This is a genomic window from Mesorhizobium sp. Root552 (genome assembly GCF_001427285.1).
Classification (GTDB): domain Bacteria; phylum Pseudomonadota; class Alphaproteobacteria; order Rhizobiales; family Rhizobiaceae; genus Mesorhizobium.
Window position 1 is genome coordinate 1 of the sequence record NZ_LMFV01000025.1, and the last position, 21,572, is coordinate 21,572.

Here is a 21,572-nt window from a genome sequence, read left to right on the forward strand (position 1 = left end):
ACCTATTTCTACGAAATCTTCTCCTTCCACAAAGCGGGTCTTGTTCTACCTATTTCTACGAAATCTTCTCCTTCCACAAAGCGGGTCTTGTTCTCCCGAAAGTTTCGTCCTGCGGTTCCGCTTGACCGCTGGTGAACCTCGTCCACCATCGCGAAGGTCACGACAGGCTCGTCCTTGTACGTGATCTGCTGGATATCGACGCCGCCAATTGAAATCGACGGCAGATTCCTATCTAATAGCTGTGTCACCTTTGCACTCCAAGCTGGTGATTACGGGGAGCCTCCTGGCAGAGGCTTTTCATTTCAGACGGCGATCACTCTGCCCTGGCAGGCTCGGTGGTCGCCGTTTTCGTTTCTAACGCCCTATCGATGTAGTGAACGATTTCCGCGTTCATCGTACGCCGGTTGGCCTTGGCGTTTTCGCTGATCCGGTCCCTCATTCCTTCGGGCATGCGGATTACGAACTTGTCGGCTTGCTGCACTGTCATTTCCTTCCTATGGCTACTAGCCACTTATTAACCATGGCTAAAAGCTATCCTTGTGTCAACGACAAAATGATGGCTAGTAGCCTTTATGAGCAAAGAACCCGTCCAGCCCCAGGATAAGTACGTTGTCCGACTGCCCGATGGCATGCGAGACGAGATCAAAGTGGCGGCGGACCGAAACCAGCGCTCTATGAACGCAGAAATCATCGCTCGCCTTACAGAGGCGGTGGTCCTGCGGGATCGAATCGCAAAGTTGGAACATGATCTAGTTAGGCTTCGCGATCCGACAGTGGCGCGAGACACGTTCCAGATTGCTTTGAAGGCCCTAGAAAAGGCCGGCATGGTGTTGAGGCACAAGGACGTGTACACGCAAGAAGCAGAGGAATGGCGGTACATTAGGCCCTTCGTTTTGGCGCACGATCCTGAAATTCTTTCTGCCCTTGTCGAGGCCGACCTCCAACGCGCTTTTGCCGTAGCAAGAGCAAAAACTCCGCCTGATAAACAGCCTCCCGAGTTCACGGCGCAGCCTACATTGAAGCCATAGTTAGGTGCTGCACAGCCCAGCTTGGTTTCAATGTCAGATATCGGCATCTGCCTCACCTTTCGTGAATGCTGTCTGCCTCAAGGACGGTCTTCCCGCTTCCTGCCTCATAGCCGGTGATCCACGCCCGGCACTTCCCTAGCTGCTGGCGCAACCGAATCGCATCTGCGATCTGTCGCTTGGTGAGTTTCGCCATCATGATCGACCTTATAGACCCCCTGCCGAAGTCGGATAGTTGAAACCTTCCGTTTCAGAAGGTTTAGAGACTTCCGCTTCGGGCTGGCTCAGGCCCGCCCCGCGCACCGGCTCATCGACCACGACCGTTCCGGCCACCTCGGCATATGCGCGCTCAAACACGCCATCCGGGTCTACGTCTTTGGCAAGAGCGGTGGGATATTCCTGGCTGGGCATGGCCGCGCCTCGAACAAGGGTGTTCATGAGCGTGGCTCCTGCTTGGCGGCCGCCAGAAACTTGTCCGCGTTCTCCAGCTTCGCGACGATATCGTTCAACTGAGCCATCGTCGGCTTCGAGCGAGCGCCACCAGCCGCCGCGTATGAGAGGATGTCCAGTACATGCCTCACATCGTCATGGGCTGCGTTAATCAGTGCGTCCCGGTTCATGTCCATTCCCTCGGTTGGTGTGTTCGAGGGTGAATGTAAGATTATCGTACATCGCAAGTCAAGCGGTATGTTCGATTTTCGTACTATCGGCTTTTAACGCAAATGAACGGGACGAATCGCTCACAACAAAAAGCCGCCCGGAGGCGGCTCTCAAACTCGGTTCATTCACCGTCTGTTCATAGTTTGGTCGGTATTGACGTTAAAATGTACAAAACGTATAATCTGTACGGAGTGCATAAAATGTCTATCGCTCACACTCACCGCGACACGTTCAACATATCATCTAAGGAAAGCTCCAGATCGGCACGCACCATGACCGCTCTCACCACATATTCCGCCACGGAGGCAAGAAACAAATTCGCCGACATCTTCAATGAAGCTCACTATGGGAAGCCAGTTGTAATTGACCGAAACGGCAAAAAAGTTGCCGTAGTATCGATGGAACTTCTTGAAAGACTGGCTGAGCTTGAAGCTTGCATCGACAGCAAAGACGCACAAACAGCACTTGAGGAATTTAGACAATCGGGAGGACGTTCAATGAAAGACTTGGAGGCGGAGCTTGGGATTGACTAAGCTCCCGGTTGGGAGGGGATATGACCTCGTTGGATATTGTGTTTTCGCCAGCGGCGGAACGCGAACTTAAGAAACTACCGACGGACCGGCAGCGCGACGTTTTTCGAGCGTTGAGAAAACTGGGAGACAGCTCGGAAAGCCTTGAGATCGAGAAGATCAAAGGGCATCCGAGCTTTTTTCGCATCAAGGCCGGTAAAGATATGCGTGTGATCTACCATAACCTCACCCAAGGTCGAATTGTTGTGCTTGTTATCCGGGATCGCAAAGAGGCCTATAGAGGTCTTAACGACCTCCACAACAAGCTAGAGGCAACCCTCCACCGAATTGAGGCGGAGGCGAAGTCAGCCCTTGGAATTAGATAACTATCCCGCACATATCAATCATGGAGCGCTCAGGCGTTGCCTCAGGGCACGTCTGCTGAGCGAGCATGCCAATTCGCAATAGCCTTGCAAAAGTATCCCATAAATACGTCACATATGAGCGGCTCTGTCGCCCCATCGGGCGTAAACTCATAGAAAGCGTCCGATTCATCCGTGTCCCACGTTCCTAGATATTCGCCGTCTTTGGTTACGACGGTGAGATCAGATAGCAGGTTGATTTCGAATCGAAGCTCGCTGTTGGCCATGCCCCAAGCCATCCTCAAGGTTACATATCAATCATCGAGCGTTTTACGCGGCCGATAACAGTTATAGCGCCTTCCAGTTTCGGTGGCGGCACATCCTCATAAGATGCCGGCTGGAACGGTGGATCTTCATTTGGTCGATAGCGCTTGTAGGTTGCCGCGCCCGTCTCGTCGCAGATGACATAGCAGGCATTGGTAACAAGCCGCTTGTCGTTCACGTCCACGAAGATCAGCGAGTCTGGCGGGGAAATCTTGTTCATGGACGGGCCGTCTACGCGCAAGGCTATCCATCGGCTGGGTGGTAGCCTGCTCACGGCTATTGTGGGGTATTCAGACAGATCGATCACTGCCGCCTGATCGCTGAGTTCGCCAGCGCTCACCCAAGACACCATGGGCACCCGGATAATCTCGTCACTGGCATCATCTGTCGGCGGGGCGATACCGAGGTATTCCGCGATGCGCGGCACCTCATCAACCTTGAGCCGGCGCTTGCCCTTGAGAAGCTGGGTGATCTGCGGATGCGCCAGGTTGAGGTGAGAGGCCAACCCCAACTGTGTCTTGCCCGTGCTTTTTAGGCCCGATCTGATCCACTCGATGTAGCGGTCTGCTTCAGCATTTTTCATTGTTTGATTTTCACACAGTCTGTTCGAAAAATCGTGTTCGAAGATCGTACAGCACCTCTTGCGTCTTTTGTACGAAAATCATACAAGAGGGTTAATGCTGTACGAACTCGAACCCGCCGCCACCATCATCAAGACCCTTGGGGGCCTCAAGGCCGTGTCCGAGATCGCCGGCGTATCCCGGCATTCCGTGATGCGTTGGAGGTATCCGATTAGTGTGCGTGGCACAGGCGGCACGATCCCCCATCAACACCACCGTAAGCTGCTTGTCGCCGCCAAGGAACGGGACATCGAGCTTTCGCCACTGGACTTCTTTCCCGAGGAGTTGCGGCGTTGACGGCAATCTTCACCCAGGACGGCACCGTCATTGTTCGGTGCCTCGAAACCGGGATCTCGGTTTCGGGACAATCGTCGGTCGATGCTCGACGCCGCCTGGCTGAAAAACGCAACACGGTATCGCCGCGCTTACCATCCGCTCAAGTGCGAAAGCCGGCTGCGTGATCAAGTACGGAGAAACCAACCAGATGAAAGACGTAACACCGGCTGAGTTGTCGAAAGCCGAAGCCACCCAGCTCACCCGGAAAATCAAGACCGCCGTCAATGACGTGTGGGCGCTCCTGGTCCGCGCCCGCGAAGGTAAGGCGTGGAAGGCGCTCAAATACTCAACATGGGAAGACTACGTTAAGACCGAATTCGGCATGTCTCGCCGTCGCGCAGGCCAGCTTCTTGAGAAGGGAGAAGTGGTTGAAGCCATTGAAGTCGTGACGGGCAAAAGCGGAAACGCGTTTCCGCTTTCCAAGCGCGACGTGGACGCCTTGAAGGACGATTTGCCCACCGCCGCCAGCACCATCAAGGCGAAGGTCGAGGCAGGCGAAAATCCCGAAAAGGCAGTAGCCGACACCGTGGCTGCGGCTCGTGCTGGAAAGGAAAAAGCCAAAGCCGATTTGGCCGCGTTGCAGGCTGAGAACGACCGGTTGCGCGAGCAACACGCGGCTGCCCTACCCCAAGCGGTCAAGGATCATGAAACCGCCAAGGCCGAAGCCATCGCCGCCCGCAAGGCCAAGCCGGTCGATGTCGAGGCGCTGACAGCCGAGCTTGAGGAACTGCGGGAAGCCAACGACGCACTGGAAACCGAAATCACCGCCATCAAGGCTGACAATGCCAAGTGGGAAGCGATGCGCGTCCAGTTCGAACAGGGCGGCTTCGAAAAGGTCATCGCCGGCAAGGACGAGGAAATCCGCGTCCTGAAAACTCGGGTGGCTACCGAGTCGCAAGAGAAGGTTCGCAACCTCAACAGCTTCAATTGGGCGATGAAGAAGCTCACCGAACTTGGGTTCAGACGCAACGCCGAAATCGACATTGAAACGGGAGAAGTCTTGAATGGCTGATCCCGCTCAGATCATCGAGAAAGTGCGCGCCTACGGTGCCAACGTGATGCTCGATGGTCAGAAGCTCATCATCATCAATCGGGAGAAGCTGCCCGCCGGGGCGATGGAGTTCATAAAGAAGAACGCCAAGCAGATCGGTGTCTTTCTGGACAACGAAGGAAACATCGAGGAACGCGCTGCCATCATAGAATTCGATGGCGGGCTTACCCGGCAAACGGCGGAATACCTGACGCATCTGCTCCATGCTTCGACACCGGCAGACGCCAACGCGGCGGACTGGTCTTGGTTCGTCAGTAAGGCGGCAAACATCATCGAACGCGTTGCACTGCGAGGTGCCGCGTGAAGGAACTCGTCCTTCGTCCGCACCAGAGCCACGTCGAAGGCCAGTTGCGCGAGCAGCTTCGTTCCGGCGTCTCCAACATCGTGTTGGTAGCGCCGACTGCGTTCGGGAAGACCGAGACGGCAATGTTCCTGATCAAGCTCGCACTCCTGAAGGGGTCGAGGGTCTGGTTCCTTGTCGATCGGGTGACGCTGGTCAAGCAGACGAGCGACCGGTTCCGGGCCTATGGCATACCGCACGGCACGATACAGGGCGACAACGCTCAGAACGACCGGTACGCGCCGGAGGAAAATGTTCAGATCATCAGCATTCAGACTTTCGAGCGCCGCGACCTGGGCGAACCCGCAGACCTGATATTCTACGACGAATGCCACAGCCAGTACCGTGAGACGCTAGAGCGGCTGGCAAAGTACGCGCGCTCCAAAATCATTGGCATGACCGCAACACCGTTCGCCCCGGGCATGGCGCTGTTTTGGGGTGGCTTGGTGAACGGCGCGACCGTGAACCGGTTGTTGGCCGAAGGCTTCCTTACCCCCCTCAAGGTCAAGGCCTGCGTTTCGCCCGACATGAAGGGGGTGAAGCGAAAGCCGGGTGGCGAATATGCCGATGAAGAAACGGGCCAGCGCGGTATCACCATTATCGGTGATGTCGTGCAGACGTGGATACAGCAGACACGGCATTTCTTCGGCGGTCCCGCCAAGACCATCGTGTTTTCACCCTCGGTCAAACATGGCGAAGAACTGTGCCGCCAGTTCGCGGAAGCCGGCTACAACTTCCAGCAGATTTCCTATCTCGACAAGTCCGACAAGGAACGCGACGACAAGATCGAGGAATTCAGGAAACCAGACAGCGCCATTCACGGACTGGTCTCTTGTGCGGTGCTGACGAAGGGCTTTGATGTTCCCGACGTGCTGTGCGGCATTTCCTGCCGTCCCTACGTGAAGTCCTTTTCCTCGCACATTCAGGAAATGGGGCGGGTAATGCGGACGGCTCCGGGCAAGGAGTTCGGCCTTTGGCTCGACCATTCCGGCAATTGCATCAGCTTCGCGGAGGACACGGCGTGGCTTTTCGAAAACGGCGTCGAAAGTCTGTCGGATGCGGCCATGAAGGACAGCGAGGTCCGCGAGCCCGCTGAGAAGATCAAATCGAAATATTTCTGCGGCGACTGCGGCTTGCAGATGGCGGCCGGTTCCGACGTTTGCCCGGGTTGCGGGTGGGAACGCCCGAAGCGGAGCGAAATACAGGTCGTGGAAGGCGAGTTGATCGACTTCGATCTGTCCGCCCGTGCCGTGTTCAAGCCCCGCAAAGGCCTGCATGCCGAGTGCTTGAAGAACCCGCGCGCAATATGGAACGCGGCGCTTTCCTACACGATGAGCCATACCCGGAAGGGTGAAGACGCGGCGCGCAAATGGGCGTATCGGCAATGGAAGCTGATCTATCCCGACAGCAAGCTACCTTATGGCCTGTTCGATGGGCCGGTCAGACCCGCAGAAGTCAAAGCCGACGAATGGAGCCTTATTGAGCGAGAGATCGCCCGTGACCGCAAGAGCCAAAAGCGGAGGGCGGCGTGAACCTCGACCAAGCCATAGATCAGGCATGCAGTGACGTTGGTATCTGCCGGCCGAAAAAGACCGCGTTCGGCAAATGGCTGAACGCCGACACGCTGGCCGGAAAGAGCGGCAAAGGCGATGGCCGGCTTATAATCCAGGAGCATTTCGTCACGGCATGGAACTGGCAGACCGGCCTGAAATCCACGGTGAGCCTGCGGGATGGAGTGTCGGCAAAGGAACAGAAGGCCATCGCAGAGAGCGCGGCCCGCTCCAAGGAAAAGGCGCGCAAGGATGCTATCCGCGCGGCGGGGATGGCGAACGCGCTGATCGCTACCGCCAGTTTTGGACATCACCCTTACCTCATCGACAAGGGATTCCGCGACGAACAGGCAATGGTGGTGACGGCTACCGATACGCGTCGGATTGTGGGTGATTACATCGTCCCGCCAACTGGTCGCCACGCTATTCTCGTTCCCGCCCGCAGACTGGGCAAAGTGACCAGCACACAGTTGATATGGGAAGACGGCACCAAGAAATTCCTGTTCGGCGGGGAGATGGGCGGGGCCAGTCACCGCATTGCCACCGGAGTCTATACTTGGCTCTGCGAAGGATATGCGACCGGGTTGTCCATTCGCGCCGCACTGCATGGCCTGAAAGTAAGGTCTACGGTGTTGGTGTGCTTTTCGGCGGCGAACATCGCCACCGTGTCACGGCAGATTAGCGGCCGGGCTTTCGTTGCCGCCGATAACGATCCTATCCCGAAGTCTAACCCATTCAACGGGATCGGGACAGGCGAGCATTATGCCCGCCAATCCACACTGCCATACGGGATGCCGGCCTACGTTGGCGCCGACTTCAACGACATGCACCAGCGGGACGGCATTTTCGCCGTACAGCGCGCCCTCACCTCCATCATGTCAGGGAGGCCGGCGTGAAGCGCGAACTCGACCGGTCCAAGGCGTCGTTCAAACTGGATCTGATGGAAACGGCTAACGCCGATCCGATGGTAACCGGTGCGGACCTGAAACTGCTTTCCGCATTCGTCTCAGTGATGGAATGGCCGTCTTGCCGGGCGTGGCTCTCTCCCGTCCTGGCTCGCGCAAAGACCGGCTTGAGCGAACGGCAATACTGGACAAGCCGCGCTCGGCTCGCCGGTGACAACAAGGCTAAACGCCCCTACCTGATCCCCGCAAAAGGGGGGCAGGCCGTAGCGTCCTTCAAACTCATCAATCCGTGGCGCGAGGAAGCCATAGAGCACGTCATCGCCATGACGGCCTATCACAAAGAGTCCGAACGACAGCGGAAGGCAAAGGCCCGAAAGAAAAAATCGGCGTCAAAAAGTGAAGATTTGTCCCTGCAATCAGTGCAGGGACACGAGCCGGGTTGTCCCTGCAGAATTTGCAGTTCTGTCCCTGCAGAATTTGCAGACAAGTACCCCTCATGTAGTACCCCAAAGATTATGGGCCGTGATGGTGCGGACCTTGGGGTGAATGTTGTTCCCTTCAACAACCCTCGGAAAGCATCATGACCGAAGAACTCCCCGACCCCGGTGAGGTGCCGGCGCTCGACTGGATCGACAAGAACCTGATCACGGTCGATCCGCTCTACCAACGTCCGCTTGACGCTGAGCGGGCCAAGACGATTGCACGGGCCTTTTCGTGGCGGTCGTTCGGCGCACTCGTCGTCGTGCCCGCTGGCGACGGCTATCACGTCACAGACGGCCAACACCGACTTGAAGCGGCCAAGGTCCACCCGAAGGTCACGCATGTGCCCGCCGTCATCGTCCAGGTTGAGACGATCCAGTCTGAAGCCGGCATGTTCGTGGACATCAACCGGAACCGCAAAAACGTGTCTGCCCTCGAACTGTTCTTTGCCGAACTTGCGGCTGAGACGGGCGGCGCGACGGAAGTGTTGCAGGCTGCGAAGTCGGCCGGGATGCGCATCCCGAAATACCCGGGCAACTTCAAGCCGAACGACACCATCGCCGTCAGTGCGCTTCATGCGCTTGTGGCAACCTATGCGCCCGAGCGGGTGCAGACGATCCTTGAGACGGTTGCGGCGGGCAAGTTCCGGCCCGTCTCGGCAAACCAGATCAAGGCCGTTGAACATCTTCTGACGGACCGGGAGTTCTCGCAGCAGATCATCCATGAGGATTTGGCAACGCTGCTGGGCACGGTGGGCACATCGCTCGATGGCGAGGCCAAGCGGTTCGCAGCAACCCACGGAACGCCATTCTGGAAGGCCCTCGCCTCGACGTGGTTCCAGAAATGCAGGAAGCGCCGTTCGCCGGCTAAACCTGGGTTACAGGAAAACCCGCGTTCTATCGGGTTACCAAAAAACCCAATTCAGAATCCGGCACCCGTCATGCCTGCCAGGACGATTGTCCCGCACACCATGCCCACGCAACGCAACGTGACGGCCTCTGTCTGCGGTGATCCACCTGCAGGACGTTCCGCCCTCGACCAGAGGAAGGCGACGGCATGACGCTGAACATCATCACAGTCTGCATTCCACTGCTGGCGTTCATGGCGGGCGTCTACTTCTCGAAATGGATGGGCGACCGCAAGCGCACCAAACGCCACTCATCAGCTTGGTATCGGGAGGTCAAATGACCATCGCAGAACGTCAAGCACGAGAGGCCTACGACCGCGAACACCCGTGGCGTCATATCTCGACGTTTACCGAAGACATGTTCGGCATGATCTGCGAGTTGCGCCTTAGCTACGACCGCGAACACCCGTGGCGTCATATCTCGACGTTTACCGAAGACATGTTCGGCATGATCTGCGAGTTGCGCCTTAGCTATCAGGGCATGGCGACCGACCAAGGGCATCGCCGGTTCTTCCGCACCAACGATGGCTGGTATCAGATCGAACCTCCCGAAGAACTCTGGCGGTATGCGCCCATCATCGAATGGCGACCAACGGGAACACGCCTTGCCGAGCATCGTCAACGGTCGGTCATCCGGCGCGCCGAATACGGCACGCACGAATATCGGGGCGGACGCCTCTACCGGAAACCCAAATCATACAAGCTCTACTGGAGGGCGGACGATTGAGGATCAAAGTGCCTAATTGCCTGGCTGTCTCGCTTCAGGATCGCCGCTGGTTCGTCGTTCGCGTCAAGGGCGGCATGGCGGACAGCATCTTTTCCGAACTGCGGGAAGCCGGCTACGATGTTTATCTGCCGCGCCACCGCTACGACAAACAGAACCGCCGCCTGCGAGTGCTGACAGAGAGGTCCGCGCCGCTGATGCCGAATTATATTTTTCTCGTTCATCCTCGCCCCGGTGAGCCTATGGACAACTGGTCTGAAGTCAGGGGCATAGATGGCGTTGTTGGCCCGCTCTCAGGCGCAGTTGGCCCGCTGCTGATCCCAGCGCCGGTGATCGAGGTCATGATGACAGCCGAATTTGAAGGGCTCTACGACGATACGAAGACGGCAAAGCAGGTTCGTGGGGAAACCGAGCGAAGCAAGCTCGAACGCCGCTTCGAGACCGGCAGCCAGTTCAGGGTTACCGAAGGGCCGTTTGCCTCTTTCCTGGCGGAGGTGGACAAGCTCACCCACGACGACAGGGTTCGTGCACTGGTGAGCATATTCGGTCGGATGGTGCCTGTTGAATTCGAGCCCGACCAGCTTGTTCCAGAGCCGAAAAAGCCGAAGTCCAAAGTTGCCTGAGTGTGGATTTGTGCACAGCGGGCAGTATGGTATTGTCGAATTGATGCAAATCACTTATATCTGCGCGCGGACGATTTGCTCGACTGATTGGGGGCCGAAAGGCAATGCCAGCGGAGCAGCCCCGGCGCAGGTATCCCAACCTTGCGCGCAATGGCGGCTCGTGTCCAGAAATCCGAATAGTGACCCATCGGCTGCGTGCAGTCGGTACCTTGCTTGGAACGGCAATGGATAGGGCTGGGAGCAAAACCGGAACCGGCTGGGTTGATCGCCAGCACGAACGGCACAACGGCCAGCCTGTTCAACCAGCTTCCGCGAGAGCGGATCGAGATCAGGACGGCAAGGCTAAAGCGGCCTAATCACCCGCCCGAGCCAGAGCGGGAGAAAGTGCCGGCAGCCGTGGGACATGAGTGCCCAAGCCTGTGATGGGTACGGTGGGAGCCGGTGGAGCACTCAGTTGCCCTTAAAATGGTTCTGGCCCGTCCTGATATTCAACCGCCGTCACAAGACGGTGTAGCGAGGCGAACACCGGATATGGATGCCGGGAGCCCAGGACGTAGGGCTTGGCCCCCAAAAGCGAGAACTACGCGCCCTCGCCCTCGCCACCTTTCGCGCCGAAAAGCTTGATGGTTTGGATGGGGCCGGGATTGGACCAAGTAATTCCCGTGTGTTCAACGAGCCCTTGCTCGTCGTCCAGTGAGCGCTTGAAAAACGTCAAGTGCATTTGGTCGATTGCGCCGAAGGAAATGGAGCGAACGGTCTCATCTCGTAGATTAGCTTCTATCCTCTGAAGTGCTCTCTCATCATTGGGAGCAAAGAGAGTGAAAGGGTGGCGTAACGAGCCGTCCTTTTGCTCGACCTTCACGGCGTAGAATTTCATTGCAAGCCTCCTGATAGTGACTGGTGAGGCGTAGCAGCGCGGCGAAGTCTGCCGCAAGTCACATTTGCAGCCGCTCAGACCGGCAGGAACCATCAACATGACCGAAGCAACTTCAAAGGGGCCAGGGCGTCCCTCTGACTACAGCGAGGAATTGGCAGACATCATCTGCGAGCGTCTTGCGGACGGGGAAAGCCTGCGGTCGATCTGTCGGGACGAAGGGATGCCGCATGCGTCTACGGTCTGCCGGTGGCTGGCTTCTGATGACCGCACGGCATTTCGCGAACAATACGCGCGCGCCAGGGAGTTGCAGGCAGACGCGCTTTTCGATGAGGCGCTGGAAATCGCGGATACCCCGGTCGAGGGCGTAACGTACAAGGAAACCGAAAAGGGAACGTACGTGACGCGGGGCGACATGATCGAGCATCGCCGCCTGCGGGTGGACACTCGCAAATGGATGGTGGGGAAGCTGGCTCCGAAGAAGTATGGCGAGAAGCTGGCCCTCGGCAGTGACCCGGATAATCCGCTTCCGCTGGTCCCGGTGATCAATGTCACAGTCGGCGGCGGTTCTTAACCTCCACCTGCACCCGAAGCAGGCGGTAGCATTCCACACCGAAGCGACGGAAGCACTCTACGGCGGGGCGGCGGGTGGCGGCAAAAGCCACCTGATGCGTGAAGCGGCCATAACATGGTGCGCTGAGATACCGGGGCTTCAGGTATATCTGTTCCGGCGCATCCGTGACGATCTGGTCAAGAACCACATGGAAGGCCCGCAAGGCTTCCGGGCTTTGCTGGCCGGGTGGGTCGAGTGTGGGTTTGTCACCATCGTTGAAGACGAAATCCGCTTCTGGAACGGCAGCAAGATTTACCTCTGCCACTGCAAGGACGAGAAGGACCGCTTCAAATACCAGGGCGCGGAAATCCACGTCCTGCTGATCGATGAACTCACGCACTTCACCGAGACGATCTACCGGTTCCTGCGCAACCGCGTCCGCATGGTTGGTATCAAGCTGCCGGCCAAGTATGTCGGCAGGTTCCCGCGCATCCTGTGTGGTGCCAATCCGGGCGGCATAGGCCACCAGTTCGTCAAGGCTACGTTCATCGACGGCGCGACCGAGATGGCGATCTACCAGACGCCGAAGACCGAAGGCGGAATGCTTCGCCAGTACATTCCGGCGCGTCTGGAGGATAACCCCTCCATGAACGACAACGATCCGGGTTACGAGAGCCGATTGCACGGCCTTGGTTCGGAAGCGTTGGTAAAGGCCATGCGCTGGGGTGATTGGGACGTTGTTGACGGCGCGTTCTTCGACAATTTCGAGAAGCGCCGGCATGTGATCAAGCCGTTCACCCTGCCTGACCACTGGTTGCGGTTCAGGGCGGGCGACTGGGGTAGCGCCAAGCCGTTTGCGTTCGGCTGGTATGCAGTGGCGACAGAGGACACGATTGTCGCTCCCGGCGTCGTCATCCCACGCGGTGCGCTGGTCAAGTATCGTGAGTGGTACGGCGTCAAGACGGACAAGGAAGGCAAGTTCATTCCTGACACCGGCCTGAAGCTGCATGCCGAGGTGGTTGGTGCCGAAGTCAGACGCAGGGACTATGACGACAGGATCAGCTACGGCGTGCTTGATCCGGCAGCCTTCAGCGAGGACGGCGGACCGTCGATTGCCGAACGCATGATGCGCGGCAGCGACAAGAATGGATCTACCTTTGTCAGGGCGGACAACAAGCGCGTTGCAGGCCGTGGCGCGATGGGCGGCTGGGATCAGTTGCGAGGCCGATTGACCGGCGACGAGGATGGACGGCCAATGCTGTTCTTCTTCGAAACCTGCGTGCATTCGATCAGGACGATACCGGCGCTCCAGCACGACGAGAAGAACCCGGAAGACCTGGACACATCGCAGGAAGACCACGCGGCAGACGAGACGCGTTACGCCTGCATGAGCCGACCGTGGACCGCGAGCAAGCCGCCACCGGCAAAGCAGAAGCTGAAGCCCGGCCAAGTGTTCCTGCCAGGACCGCCAGAACTGCCAAGCGGCACAAGAATCAGGGTCTGATATGGCTGACGAAACCGAGACAGAGCCGGAAGTGGCCGAAGCCGCACCGGGCGCGAAGGCGCGGGCGTCCAAGCCGTATCTGGCGATGATCAAGGACGCCGAACGCTATTTCGGCCAGTACAACCAGAAGTGCGACAACATCGAGAAGCAGCTTGCTGATCTGGACAGGCTTGCCAACACGACGCGCGACCGCGAATTCCAGATGTTTTGGGCCAACATGGAGGTGGTGAAGCCCACGCTCTACGCCCGTCCGCCTGTTCCTGTCGTCACGGTGCGTTTCAAGGACCGCAAGCCGTTGCCGAGGGAGGCTGCAGAGCTTCTGGAGCGCTGCTCCATCACGAACTTCGCTCGGGAAGATATCGACACCACCATGAAGCTTGTCCGCGATGACCTGGCGGTCAATTCGCGTGGAGTGGCGTGGTGCTGGTACGAGGTAGACGAGAAGGGTGAGCAGCGGGCGCGCATCGCCCATGTTGACCGTCGCGATTTCCTGCATGAGCCGGCCCGCTACTGGCATGAAACCGGCTGGGTGGCGCGCGGCTCGTGGATGACGCGGAAAGAGGCCCGCAAGCGCTTTTCCACGTATTCGGGCAAGGCCTATGCTTCGGCTGAATATGCCAAGCAGAAGGATGCTGACGGCGAGGCCGAGTATTCCGAGAAGGCCCGCTTTTGGGAATTCTGGAGCAAGACAGAACAGCGCATAGTGTGGGTGTCGCCCAACGTCGATGTGGTGCTGGACCAGGCCACGCCCGACGAGATGCTGACGCTGGATGATTTCTTCCCATGCCCGAAGCCGGCATATGGAACGATCAAGAAAGGCACTCAGAAGCCTATCCCCGATTTCCTGCTCTACAAGGACCAACTGGAGGAAATCAACGAACTGACGGCCCGCATTTCTGCGCTGTCCGAAGCGTTGCGGCTCAGGGGCTTCTATGCATCGGGCGCTGAGGACATCGCGGACGCGATTGAGGCGGCTATCAAATCGCAGGACAAGCGGGCGCTGCTGGTTCCTGTGGCAAGTGCTGCGGCCTTTGGCGACAAGAAGCTGGCCGATGTGATCGTATGGCTGCCGATTGAGGTGGTGGCGAATACCATCACCTCGCTGGTCAATCTTCGTCGCCAGTTGGTTGAGGACGTTTATCAGATCACCGGCCTGTCCGACATCATGCGGGGAGCGACCGACCCGAAGGAAACGCTTGGCGCTCAGGAACTCAAGAGCCAATACGGATCAGTCCGCATCCGTGAGCGCCAGAAGGAGCTTGTTCGCGTTGCTCTCGATTTGACGCGCATCCAGTGCGAAATCATGTCGGAGAATTTCTCGCCCGAGACGCTGGCAGCCATGTCGCAGTCTGAGTTGCCAACCGTGGCGGCGCTACAGGAGCAGGCGGACGGCATCCATCAGCAGATGATCCAGTTGCAGGCTCAAGTTCGCATGGCGACCGAGAACCCGCAGATCGCGGCGATGGCCCAGCAACAGCCTGAACAGGCTCAGCAGATCGCCCAGCAGGCCCAGCAGCAGATGCAGGCCTATCAGGGCCAGATACAGGAGCTTCAGAACACCGTCACGCTTGAGGCCGTGGTGGAGTTGCTGCGCGATCAGCGCTTGCGCCCGTTCATTCTGGACATCGAGACGGACAGCACCATTCAGCCCGACGAAGACGCGGCCAAGCAGCGCGCGACCGAGTTTGCAACGGCTGTTGGCGGGTTCATCGGCCAGGCGTTCCCGATGGTGCAGGCCGAACCGCAACTGGCTCCATTCGTGGGTGAGATGCTGAAGTTCGTATCGAACCCGTTCCGCGCCGGTCGAGCGCTCGAAGGTACGATTGATGAGCTTGTCGAGAAGATGAAGCAGTTCGCTTCCCAGCCGAAGCCCGATCCGAACGCAGCGCAGCGTGAAGCCGATGCCAAGAAGCAGGAACACGATTCGGCGCTGCGCCAGCAGGAGGCAGCCGACAAGAAGGCAGAGCGCGACGAGAACCGCCAGATGGCGCGCGAACAGCACGATTTCAAGATGGACGAGATGCGCGCCACGGCCGAACAGCGCGCAAACGAGTTCGATCAGAAGCGCCAGATGGAGAGCGATAAGCACTCACAGGCGATGGACACCCGCAAGGCCGATACGGACGGCAAGCGGGCCGAAATGGGCCTGCCCAACGAGGAAATCATGGGCGGGCTGATATCCGAGATGGCGGCGCAGCGCGAGGCATCGACACAGGCCATTGTTGCCGTGGCTGAGGCCATGCAGCAGGGCAATCAAGCCGTGGCTGAAGCGGTGAACAACCTCGCAGCCGCGCAACTCGCACCCAAGCAGATCGTGAAGGACGCAGCCGGCAAACCTGTCGGCATTCAGGCGGTGGTGAACTGATATGGCAAGCTTTGTGAAATTCCAGACGTTCGCGGGCGATGTTGGCCTTAAGCGTCATGACCTCAACGCCGACACGTTGAAAGTCTATCTCAGCAACACCGCTCCGAATGTGGCCACCCATGCGGTGAAGTCTGACATTGCCGAGATATCGGCGGGTGCCGGGTACACAGCAGGCGGCATCGACACGCAAAACACTTATTCGCAATCTGGCGGCACAGGTTCGTGCGTAGGCACCGATGCGACCTGGACAGCGAGCGGCGGCCCCATTGGCCCGTTCCGCTATGTCATCCTATACAACGACACGCCCACGTCGCCGGCTGATCCGCTGATTGGCTATTGGGATCGCGGTTCGGCGCTGACCTTGCAGGATGGTGACAGCTTCACGACTGACTTCGGCGCGACGATGTTCACGCTCGCGTAAGGGCATGACATGGCCACTACGGTATTCACGCCGTCTGCTGGCGTCCTCAACGGAAATGACACCAATCCGAACACTTCATTCCGCGTTCGGTGCGTTCTCACGGCTGCGAGCAGTGGCAAGCTACAGGTAACGTTCACTGCCAGCACCGCAACTGGCCTCACGGCCTCCAACGCCTCGATAGGCAAATGGGACGGGACCAACAACCCGTTCACGACGACTGTTCCAGTCGAATTGAAATTTGGTGGGGCCAGCGGCTTTTCGATCCCTGCCGGGGGGACCATCACCAGCGACCTCACCGACCACAGCGCAGCGTTCAGCCTTGCGCTTGGTGAAAGCGTCCTGGTCGATCTGGATTGCACGTCTCCGAGCGGTCAGCGTTACAGGGGCAGTAACAGCAACGTTGACACGTGGTATGCGCTGGGTGCGACGGGATACAACCTGCCGACGCCAGCGGGCTATTCCAAACTTGCCGGTGTGGATTACGCAGTTGAAAAGGTCGAAACGGACAGCGCGGGAACAGCCTACACGCTGACCTGCGATGCCGGTTCATTCACGATTGGAGGAACAGCGGCCAGCCTGAAGGCCGCGCTCAACCTGACAGCCTCTGCGGGCGCTTTTGCCATCACCGGCACCGCCGCCACGCTGCGAGCCGGATATGGCCTGCCAGCGGATGCCGGTTCATTCGCCATCGGCGGAACTGCTGCTTCGTTGAAGGCCGGTTTTGCCCTTGCCGCGAATGCCGGGACCTTCGTCATAGCAGGCACGGCGGCGGCTCTCAGGGCGGGTACGGTCCTATCTGCAGATGCAGGGGCTTTTGTCATCAGTGGCGCAGACGCGGCGCTCAAGGCGTCCCGCGTTTTGGTTGCCGAGTCCGGGGCGTTCATCTGGACGGGCACCGACGCCGATCTGATCGATGACACAGGCACAACCAGCTACGTGTTGGAGGCGGAGCCCGGTTCGTTCCAGATCACCGGGACCGACGCCAATCTTGTCTATGTCCCGAAGGTCATTCCGGCCGATCCTGACCAGTTCGATACCCACGATGGCCGGGTGTGGGACTTCACGCAATCCGAGCGTGACGATCAGGAGAGGGTCAAGGCCCGGCGCGCTTCTGAAAAGCAGCTTCGCAGGGCGATAGAGCGGGCCGTCAACATAGTCCGCGGTTCTGGCGAAGTTCAGGCGCCGGCACCAGCGGTTGAGCAGGCCAAGCCCGACGTTGCCGAAATGGTGATGTTGGACATCAACACCAACGGCTTGAGCGCATCGCTCGAAAGCATCGAACGGCTTCTGGCTCAGTACGAAGCGCAGATAGCCGATGAGGAACTGGAGAACGACGCCTTGGCGCTTCTTCTCCTGGCTGCATAGGAAATCATGATGAACCCTTTGACGTGGCTGGGCTTCGTTCTCAGCGCATGCGTGTTTGCCGTCGTCTTCCTTGGCGGCGTCATCGTCTACGGTGATGAAGTCGCTCGGTCGATTGCGATCACGGCGGCATTCTTCGCCTGTGTGTCGCAGTTCATCGGCCAGGACCAGCGGGTGTGGAAAGCCTCAATCGTGACGGCATGGATTGCCTTTGCGGTCTCTGCCTGCGCGCTGGTCGCCTTCTGGTTCGGGGTATGACGATGATCCGGGGCAGATGGATTTGGGACAAGGAACGGTGCGAACTGGTTCCTGCCGACGAATACCAGCGTCCGGTTCCGAAGCGTTCGGCGCTCGGCTGCCCGATGCTGAATCTCGACACGATGCCCGAGACGCAAAGCATGCTCGACGGCAAGTCGTACACTTCCAAGTCGAAGCTTCGCCAGACCTATCGAGAGGCTGGCGTTGTCGAAGTTGGCGACGATCCTCAGCGCTATAAGCCGCGCGAGAAGGCAAAGCCCGACCGGAAGAAAATCAAGGAAGCCATCGGCAAGGCTGAAGCCGAGTTCAACGCGGGCCGTCGCTTCAATCCGACACCGGTCCAGAACTAACCGCACGCTCTCAGAAAGCAAGGAAACCTACGATGACTGACGAAGCCCTTTCGGCTCCGGTAGATACCGGCGCTGCGCTCGAACCCGTTGTTACCGATGCACAGCAGCCCGATACGGCTGCACAGGCCGATCCGGTAAAGACCGAAGCCCCGAAGCTTGAGAAGTCGCCGCGCGGTGCAGTGGAACGCGCCATCGCCAAGCTGAACGGCGAAAGCGAAGGCCGCGACCGTGACCCGGCGACCGGCCAGTTCAAACCCAAGGACGCCCAACCAGCACCGAAGGACCAGACGCAGCAGGTTCAGACCGACAAGGCGCAGGAGCCGGCCAAGCCCGCTGCAACCGATGCGCCGGCCCGGTTCAAGAGCGATGCAGCAGCAAGCCAGGAGTGGGGCAACACGCCCGAGCCGGTGAAGGCGGCGGTCAATCGCACCATCCGTGAGCTTGAGGCCGGTGTGGAGCGCTATCGGGCCGATGCCGCGTCATTCGAAGACGTTCGGGCTTTTGATGAACTGGCCAAGAAGTCGGGCACGACCATGAAGGCGGCAATGTCGAACTATGTCGGCATTGAGATGAAGCTTCGTGAAGACCCCCTCGGCGGGTTGAACCAGATTTGCGAAAACATGGGTTATTCGCTGCGGGACATCGCGGCGCAGATCATGGGCCAGACACCGGATCAGGCGGCGTCACAGTCGGATGCTACGATCCGTGCATTGAAGCAGCAGATTGCCGACCTCACGCAGCAGGTTGGCGGCGTCACCACCTCAATTCAGGAACAGAACCTTGCTTCGGTGCAGAAGCAGTTGGAAGCCTTCGCTTCCGACCCGGCGCATTCGCGCATGGAGGAACTTTCCGACGAAATCACCCGCCAGATCAACATGGGTTTCGATCTGGCCGAAGCTTACCGGCGCGCGGAACTGCTTAATCCGCTTCCGCCCGCGCCGGTCATCGCAGCGCCTCAGACGCGCATCCCCGATCCAACGCCTCAGACGCGAAAAGGGTCACTCACCGTAACAGGCGCACCCGGGGCCGGCTCAGACCCGGCAAGACGTGCCGCCTCCTCGTCAATCCGCGATTCCATCCGCAATGCCAGAGCGCAAGTCGGGTGATCGCAAGCAATAGGAAATCGCCATTATGGCCCTGACTTCCGTCGAGAAGAACCAGGAAATCCTGTCGCTGGCCCTTGAGGATCGTTCCGCTGGGTACCAGGACTTGGTTTCCAACTCCAACGTGCTTCTGTACACCCTTAAGAGCAAGGGTCTGTGGAAGCCATATTCCGGCCCGATCATCCGCGAACGCCTGCTCTACAATGAGACGGGTTCCGGCGTCTGGTACAATGGGTTCGACTTCTTCAACCCCGTGCCTGCCGAACTGATCAACGACGCCGAATACCGCCCGAAAATGGCGGCTGTCTCGGTCACCCTCCCGAACGAAATCATCCTCAACAACTCTGGTGAGAACCAGCTTGAGGACGTGATGGAAGTTCACATCGAGGCGGCTGAGCAGGAATTGCAGGACCTTGTTGATGCGTCCCTGCATTCTGCCGGCACCGGCTTCGGTGGCAAGGAACTCGGTGGGCTTCAGCTTGCCGTGCCGACCGCCGTCGATCAGGGCGTTTATGCGAACATCAGCCGCGTGGATAACGTCATCTGGCGCACCACGAGCTACGACGTTCAGTCTGCTTTCTCTGGCATCACGCAGTTCACCAAGGACACTGCGCGTTCCATCTACCAGCAGGCGATCATCGCACGTTCGCGTGGCAAGCGTGGCCCGAACCTCATCCTCGCATCGGCTGAGCATTACATGGCCTACGACGCCGCAACCGTCGCCATTCAGCGCATCAACGACGAAAACAAGCTGGGCAAGCTCGGCTTCACGTCGCTGAAGTTCTACGGCGCGGGCAAATCGATGGACATCGTTCTTGAAGGCGGCATCGGCTCGAACATGCCGTCGAATGTCTCCTACCTGCTCGATACCGACTCGCTGCGCTTCCGTTACCACCCGGAACGCAACTTCTCGAAGATCGGCAAGGGGATGATGCCCATCAACCAGGACGCCGTTGTCCAGCACATCGGCCTCATGGGTGAACTGACCATGGTGAACCCGCTTCACCAAGTCAAAATCTACGACTCCAACCCGGCAGCCTAAGGAGGCCAAAACATCATGGCATTCGTTCCCATGACCCCGAACCTCGGCTTCCCTGCAATTGCCGCCGTTGGCGACAGTGCCGCATGGAAGCTGGGAGACATCATCCGTGCAACCGATCCGGTCTACGGTGCCGGCGAATTCATCTACCTGAAGGGCGTCGGCTCTACGGTACGTGGCTCCGCCGTTACCTACAACGCGGACGATTTCACATCGACGCTGCTTGCAGCCAACGCCATCGGCCCGGTTGCCGTGGCAATGGCTGCCACCGTCGCCAACAAGTACGGCTGGTACCAGATCAGCGGCAAGGGCGTCGTCAAGGCCGGCACCGTCGCTGACGATGGCAACGTCTACGCGACCGGCACTCCCGGTCAGGTGGATGACGCCGTGGTCGCTGGTGATCGCGTCAAGAATGCGAAGTTCGCATCCGCTGACGGGACGCCTTCTGCCGGGCTGGCTGAAATCGAACTCGCCCGCCCGTGGATGGATGACGCCGTAGCGGCGTAACTCGACAAGGGGCGGCTTTCGGGTCGCCCCTTTCCCTTGCACCCTCTCAGACAGGAATAGCCGACATGGCAAACGACGATCTTATCGCCCCGCGCTTTTTCACAAGGCCGGTGGAAAACCCCATCGAAACCCGCAAGCAGGGTCGCCCGATCTTTGAAGACCGGGAGTTCGTGGAAGTGAAATTCGCCGGCAACAGGCAGTCCGTTCTGGTCGCGCCGGCTCACGAGAAGTTCAAGCAGCGCAAGATGCCCAACGGGGACAGCGAGTGGATCACCTATGCGCAGGAATACCAGCCGATCTATGAGCGCTTCAAGCAGGGCTTGAGCGAACAGGGCTCCGGCACGCCGCTATCTGAGTTGCCGTTCCTCACCGAGGCCAAGCGCTCGGAACTGAAGGCGCTCAACGTCAAGTCAGCCGAAGCGCTGGCGGCGCTCGACGGTGGTCCGCTCAAGATGCTGGGCATGGGAGGCCGCGAACTCAAGAACCAGGCCATAGCCTATCTGGAGAAGGCTTCCGGTTCCGCCGACCTGACGCGGCTGGCCGCCGAGAACGAAGCCTACAAGACCCGCATGGAAGACATGCAGCGGGAAATCGAGGAACTGCGTTCGGCGCAGGCCCCGAAGGCCGCGACCAAGGCAAAGGCGAAGGCCAAGAAGGACGCTGAGCCGTCGCCCTTCGATGATTTCGAGGATGACGACATTCGCAACTGGCTGAAGGACAGCGGTTTCGAGTGTGATCCGGCATGGGATCGCGAAACCCTGGTCGCCAAGGCCGATGAAGCCAACGCCGAACTGGCCGACAAGCAGAAAGTCGCCTGACA

30 protein-coding genes are annotated in these 21,572 nt (G+C 58.9%); 24 read left to right on the forward strand and 6 right to left on the reverse strand.

The window, feature by feature from the left end:
- Window positions 1–8: 8 nt before the first annotated feature.
- Both ASD50_RS23625 and ASD50_RS12735 read right to left on the reverse strand, forming a co-directional pair.
- A complete protein-coding gene (locus ASD50_RS23625) occupies window positions 9–248 on the reverse strand; it encodes an ORF6N domain-containing protein (RefSeq protein WP_056241692.1) in 240 nt (79 codons plus the stop codon).
- 65 nt (window positions 249–313) lie between these two features.
- Window positions 314–487: an Arc family DNA-binding protein gene (locus ASD50_RS12735; RefSeq protein WP_082549636.1), complete on the reverse strand. Its 174-nt coding sequence runs from the start codon at window positions 485–487 to the stop codon at window positions 314–316.
- A gap of 85 nt (window positions 488–572) precedes the next feature.
- Between ASD50_RS12735 and ASD50_RS12740 the strand changes: the two genes are divergently transcribed.
- Window positions 573–1,028 carry an Arc family DNA-binding protein gene (locus ASD50_RS12740; RefSeq protein WP_056241697.1) on the forward strand — a complete coding sequence of 152 codons (456 nt, stop codon included), beginning with the start codon at window positions 573–575 and terminating at the stop codon, window positions 1,026–1,028.
- A gap of 204 nt (window positions 1,029–1,232) precedes the next feature.
- Here the strand turns inward: ASD50_RS12740 and ASD50_RS12745 are convergent, their stop codons facing one another.
- Window positions 1,233–1,463 carry a hypothetical protein gene (locus tag ASD50_RS12745; RefSeq protein WP_056241702.1) on the reverse strand — a complete coding sequence of 77 codons (231 nt, stop codon included), beginning with the start codon at window positions 1,461–1,463 and terminating at the stop codon, window positions 1,233–1,235.
- Window positions 1,460–1,645, reverse strand: coding sequence for a hypothetical protein (locus ASD50_RS12750; protein ID WP_156465073.1), 186 nt, complete (start codon window positions 1,643–1,645; stop codon window positions 1,460–1,462). Before ASD50_RS12750 ends, ASD50_RS12745 begins: the two co-directional genes overlap by 4 nt.
- 240 nt (window positions 1,646–1,885) lie before the next feature.
- On the opposite strand from ASD50_RS12750, the gene ASD50_RS12755 reads away from it, so the two are divergent.
- Both ASD50_RS12755 and ASD50_RS12760 read left to right on the forward strand, forming a co-directional pair.
- Window positions 1,886–2,218: a type II toxin-antitoxin system prevent-host-death family antitoxin gene (locus tag ASD50_RS12755; RefSeq protein ID WP_162252017.1), complete on the forward strand. Its 333-nt coding sequence runs from the start codon at window positions 1,886–1,888 to the stop codon at window positions 2,216–2,218.
- Window positions 2,219–2,238: 20 nt separating this feature from the next.
- Window positions 2,239–2,580: a type II toxin-antitoxin system RelE family toxin gene (locus tag ASD50_RS12760; RefSeq protein ID WP_056241711.1), complete on the forward strand. Its 342-nt coding sequence runs from the start codon at window positions 2,239–2,241 to the stop codon at window positions 2,578–2,580.
- Window positions 2,581–2,863: 283 nt separating this feature from the next.
- Here ASD50_RS12760 and ASD50_RS23860 read toward each other — a convergent pair whose 3' ends face one another.
- On the reverse strand, window positions 2,864–3,463 hold the full coding sequence (locus ASD50_RS23860; RefSeq protein ID WP_244484510.1) for a helix-turn-helix transcriptional regulator: 600 nt from the start codon (window positions 3,461–3,463) through the stop codon (window positions 2,864–2,866).
- Between the two features lie 94 nt (window positions 3,464–3,557).
- Here ASD50_RS23860 and ASD50_RS12775 point away from each other — a divergent pair, with 94 nt between their 5' ends.
- From ASD50_RS12775 to nusG, 10 genes are all read left to right on the forward strand, one after another.
- Window positions 3,558–3,797: a hypothetical protein gene (locus ASD50_RS12775; protein WP_056241715.1), complete on the forward strand. Its 240-nt coding sequence runs from the start codon at window positions 3,558–3,560 to the stop codon at window positions 3,795–3,797.
- Window positions 3,798–3,984: 187 nt separating this feature from the next.
- Complete coding sequence (locus tag ASD50_RS12780) at window positions 3,985–4,848, forward strand: hypothetical protein (protein ID WP_156465074.1); 864 nt, start codon at window positions 3,985–3,987, stop codon at window positions 4,846–4,848.
- The gene (locus ASD50_RS12785; protein WP_056241720.1) at window positions 4,841–5,191 is read left to right on the forward strand and encodes a hypothetical protein; all 351 of its coding nucleotides are present in this window, start codon (window positions 4,841–4,843) and stop codon (window positions 5,189–5,191) included. The genes ASD50_RS12780 and ASD50_RS12785 overlap by 8 nt, the downstream gene beginning before the upstream one ends.
- Entirely contained in the window at window positions 5,188–6,759 is a 1,572-nt protein-coding gene (locus ASD50_RS12790; RefSeq protein WP_056241722.1) for a DEAD/DEAH box helicase, read from the forward strand. The genes ASD50_RS12785 and ASD50_RS12790 overlap by 4 nt, the downstream gene beginning before the upstream one ends.
- Window positions 6,756–7,673: a hypothetical protein gene (locus tag ASD50_RS12795; protein WP_056241724.1), complete on the forward strand. Its 918-nt coding sequence runs from the start codon at window positions 6,756–6,758 to the stop codon at window positions 7,671–7,673. Before ASD50_RS12790 ends, ASD50_RS12795 begins: the two co-directional genes overlap by 4 nt.
- Window positions 7,670–8,266, forward strand: a complete 597-nt coding sequence (locus ASD50_RS12800) for a hypothetical protein (protein ID WP_056241727.1) — start codon at window positions 7,670–7,672, stop codon at window positions 8,264–8,266. Before ASD50_RS12795 ends, ASD50_RS12800 begins: the two co-directional genes overlap by 4 nt.
- Entirely contained in the window at window positions 8,263–9,222 is a 960-nt protein-coding gene (locus ASD50_RS12805) for a DUF6551 family protein (RefSeq protein WP_056241731.1), read from the forward strand. Before ASD50_RS12800 ends, ASD50_RS12805 begins: the two co-directional genes overlap by 4 nt.
- A complete protein-coding gene (locus ASD50_RS24085; RefSeq protein WP_274533321.1) occupies window positions 9,219–9,350 on the forward strand; it encodes a hypothetical protein in 132 nt (43 codons plus the stop codon). Before ASD50_RS12805 ends, ASD50_RS24085 begins: the two co-directional genes overlap by 4 nt.
- A complete protein-coding gene (locus ASD50_RS23395) occupies window positions 9,347–9,796 on the forward strand; it encodes a hypothetical protein (RefSeq protein WP_056241733.1) in 450 nt (149 codons plus the stop codon). The genes ASD50_RS24085 and ASD50_RS23395 overlap by 4 nt, the downstream gene beginning before the upstream one ends.
- An 8-nt stretch (window positions 9,797–9,804) precedes the next feature.
- On the forward strand, window positions 9,805–10,416 hold the full coding sequence (gene nusG / locus ASD50_RS12815) for a transcription termination/antitermination protein NusG (protein ID WP_162252018.1): 612 nt from the start codon (window positions 9,805–9,807) through the stop codon (window positions 10,414–10,416).
- A gap of 580 nt (window positions 10,417–10,996) precedes the next feature.
- Here nusG and ASD50_RS12820 read toward each other — a convergent pair.
- On the reverse strand, window positions 10,997–11,293 hold the full coding sequence (locus tag ASD50_RS12820) for a hypothetical protein (protein ID WP_156465075.1): 297 nt from the start codon (window positions 11,291–11,293) through the stop codon (window positions 10,997–10,999).
- A gap of 97 nt (window positions 11,294–11,390) precedes the next feature.
- Here ASD50_RS12820 and ASD50_RS12825 point away from each other — a divergent pair, with 97 nt between their 5' ends.
- The 11 genes from ASD50_RS12825 to ASD50_RS12875 all read left to right on the forward strand — a co-directional run bounded on the left by ASD50_RS12825 (window position 11,391) and on the right by ASD50_RS12875 (window position 21,570).
- Complete coding sequence (locus tag ASD50_RS12825) at window positions 11,391–11,864, forward strand: transposase (RefSeq protein WP_200952406.1); 474 nt, start codon at window positions 11,391–11,393, stop codon at window positions 11,862–11,864.
- Window positions 11,839–13,347: a terminase large subunit domain-containing protein gene (locus ASD50_RS12830; RefSeq protein WP_056241745.1), complete on the forward strand. Its 1,509-nt coding sequence runs from the start codon at window positions 11,839–11,841 to the stop codon at window positions 13,345–13,347. The genes ASD50_RS12825 and ASD50_RS12830 overlap by 26 nt, the downstream gene beginning before the upstream one ends.
- Window position 13,348: 1 nt before the next feature.
- The gene (locus tag ASD50_RS12835) at window positions 13,349–15,712 is read left to right on the forward strand and encodes a hypothetical protein (protein WP_056241748.1); all 2,364 of its coding nucleotides are present in this window, start codon (window positions 13,349–13,351) and stop codon (window positions 15,710–15,712) included.
- Between the two features lies 1 nt (window position 15,713).
- The gene (locus ASD50_RS12840; protein WP_056241750.1) at window positions 15,714–16,133 is read left to right on the forward strand and encodes a hypothetical protein; all 420 of its coding nucleotides are present in this window, start codon (window positions 15,714–15,716) and stop codon (window positions 16,131–16,133) included.
- A gap of 9 nt (window positions 16,134–16,142) precedes the next feature.
- Complete coding sequence (locus ASD50_RS12845; RefSeq protein ID WP_056241752.1) at window positions 16,143–17,498, forward strand: hypothetical protein; 1,356 nt, start codon at window positions 16,143–16,145, stop codon at window positions 17,496–17,498.
- Window positions 17,499–17,507: 9 nt separating this feature from the next.
- Window positions 17,508–17,753 carry a hypothetical protein gene (locus tag ASD50_RS12850; RefSeq protein ID WP_156465076.1) on the forward strand — a complete coding sequence of 82 codons (246 nt, stop codon included), beginning with the start codon at window positions 17,508–17,510 and terminating at the stop codon, window positions 17,751–17,753.
- A 2-nt stretch (window positions 17,754–17,755) separates the two neighbouring features.
- A complete protein-coding gene (locus ASD50_RS12855; RefSeq protein WP_056241757.1) occupies window positions 17,756–18,103 on the forward strand; it encodes a hypothetical protein in 348 nt (115 codons plus the stop codon).
- A 32-nt stretch (window positions 18,104–18,135) separates the two neighbouring features.
- Window positions 18,136–19,209 carry a hypothetical protein gene (locus ASD50_RS12860; RefSeq protein ID WP_056241761.1) on the forward strand — a complete coding sequence of 358 codons (1,074 nt, stop codon included), beginning with the start codon at window positions 18,136–18,138 and terminating at the stop codon, window positions 19,207–19,209.
- 25 nt (window positions 19,210–19,234) lie between these two features.
- Window positions 19,235–20,248: a phage major capsid protein gene (locus ASD50_RS12865; RefSeq protein WP_056241766.1), complete on the forward strand. Its 1,014-nt coding sequence runs from the start codon at window positions 19,235–19,237 to the stop codon at window positions 20,246–20,248.
- A gap of 15 nt (window positions 20,249–20,263) precedes the next feature.
- Window positions 20,264–20,752: a hypothetical protein gene (locus ASD50_RS12870; RefSeq protein WP_200952407.1), complete on the forward strand. Its 489-nt coding sequence runs from the start codon at window positions 20,264–20,266 to the stop codon at window positions 20,750–20,752.
- Between the two features lie 65 nt (window positions 20,753–20,817).
- On the forward strand, window positions 20,818–21,570 hold the full coding sequence (locus tag ASD50_RS12875) for an Ish1 domain-containing protein (protein WP_056241770.1): 753 nt from the start codon (window positions 20,818–20,820) through the stop codon (window positions 21,568–21,570).
- Window positions 21,571–21,572: the final 2 nt, after the last annotated feature.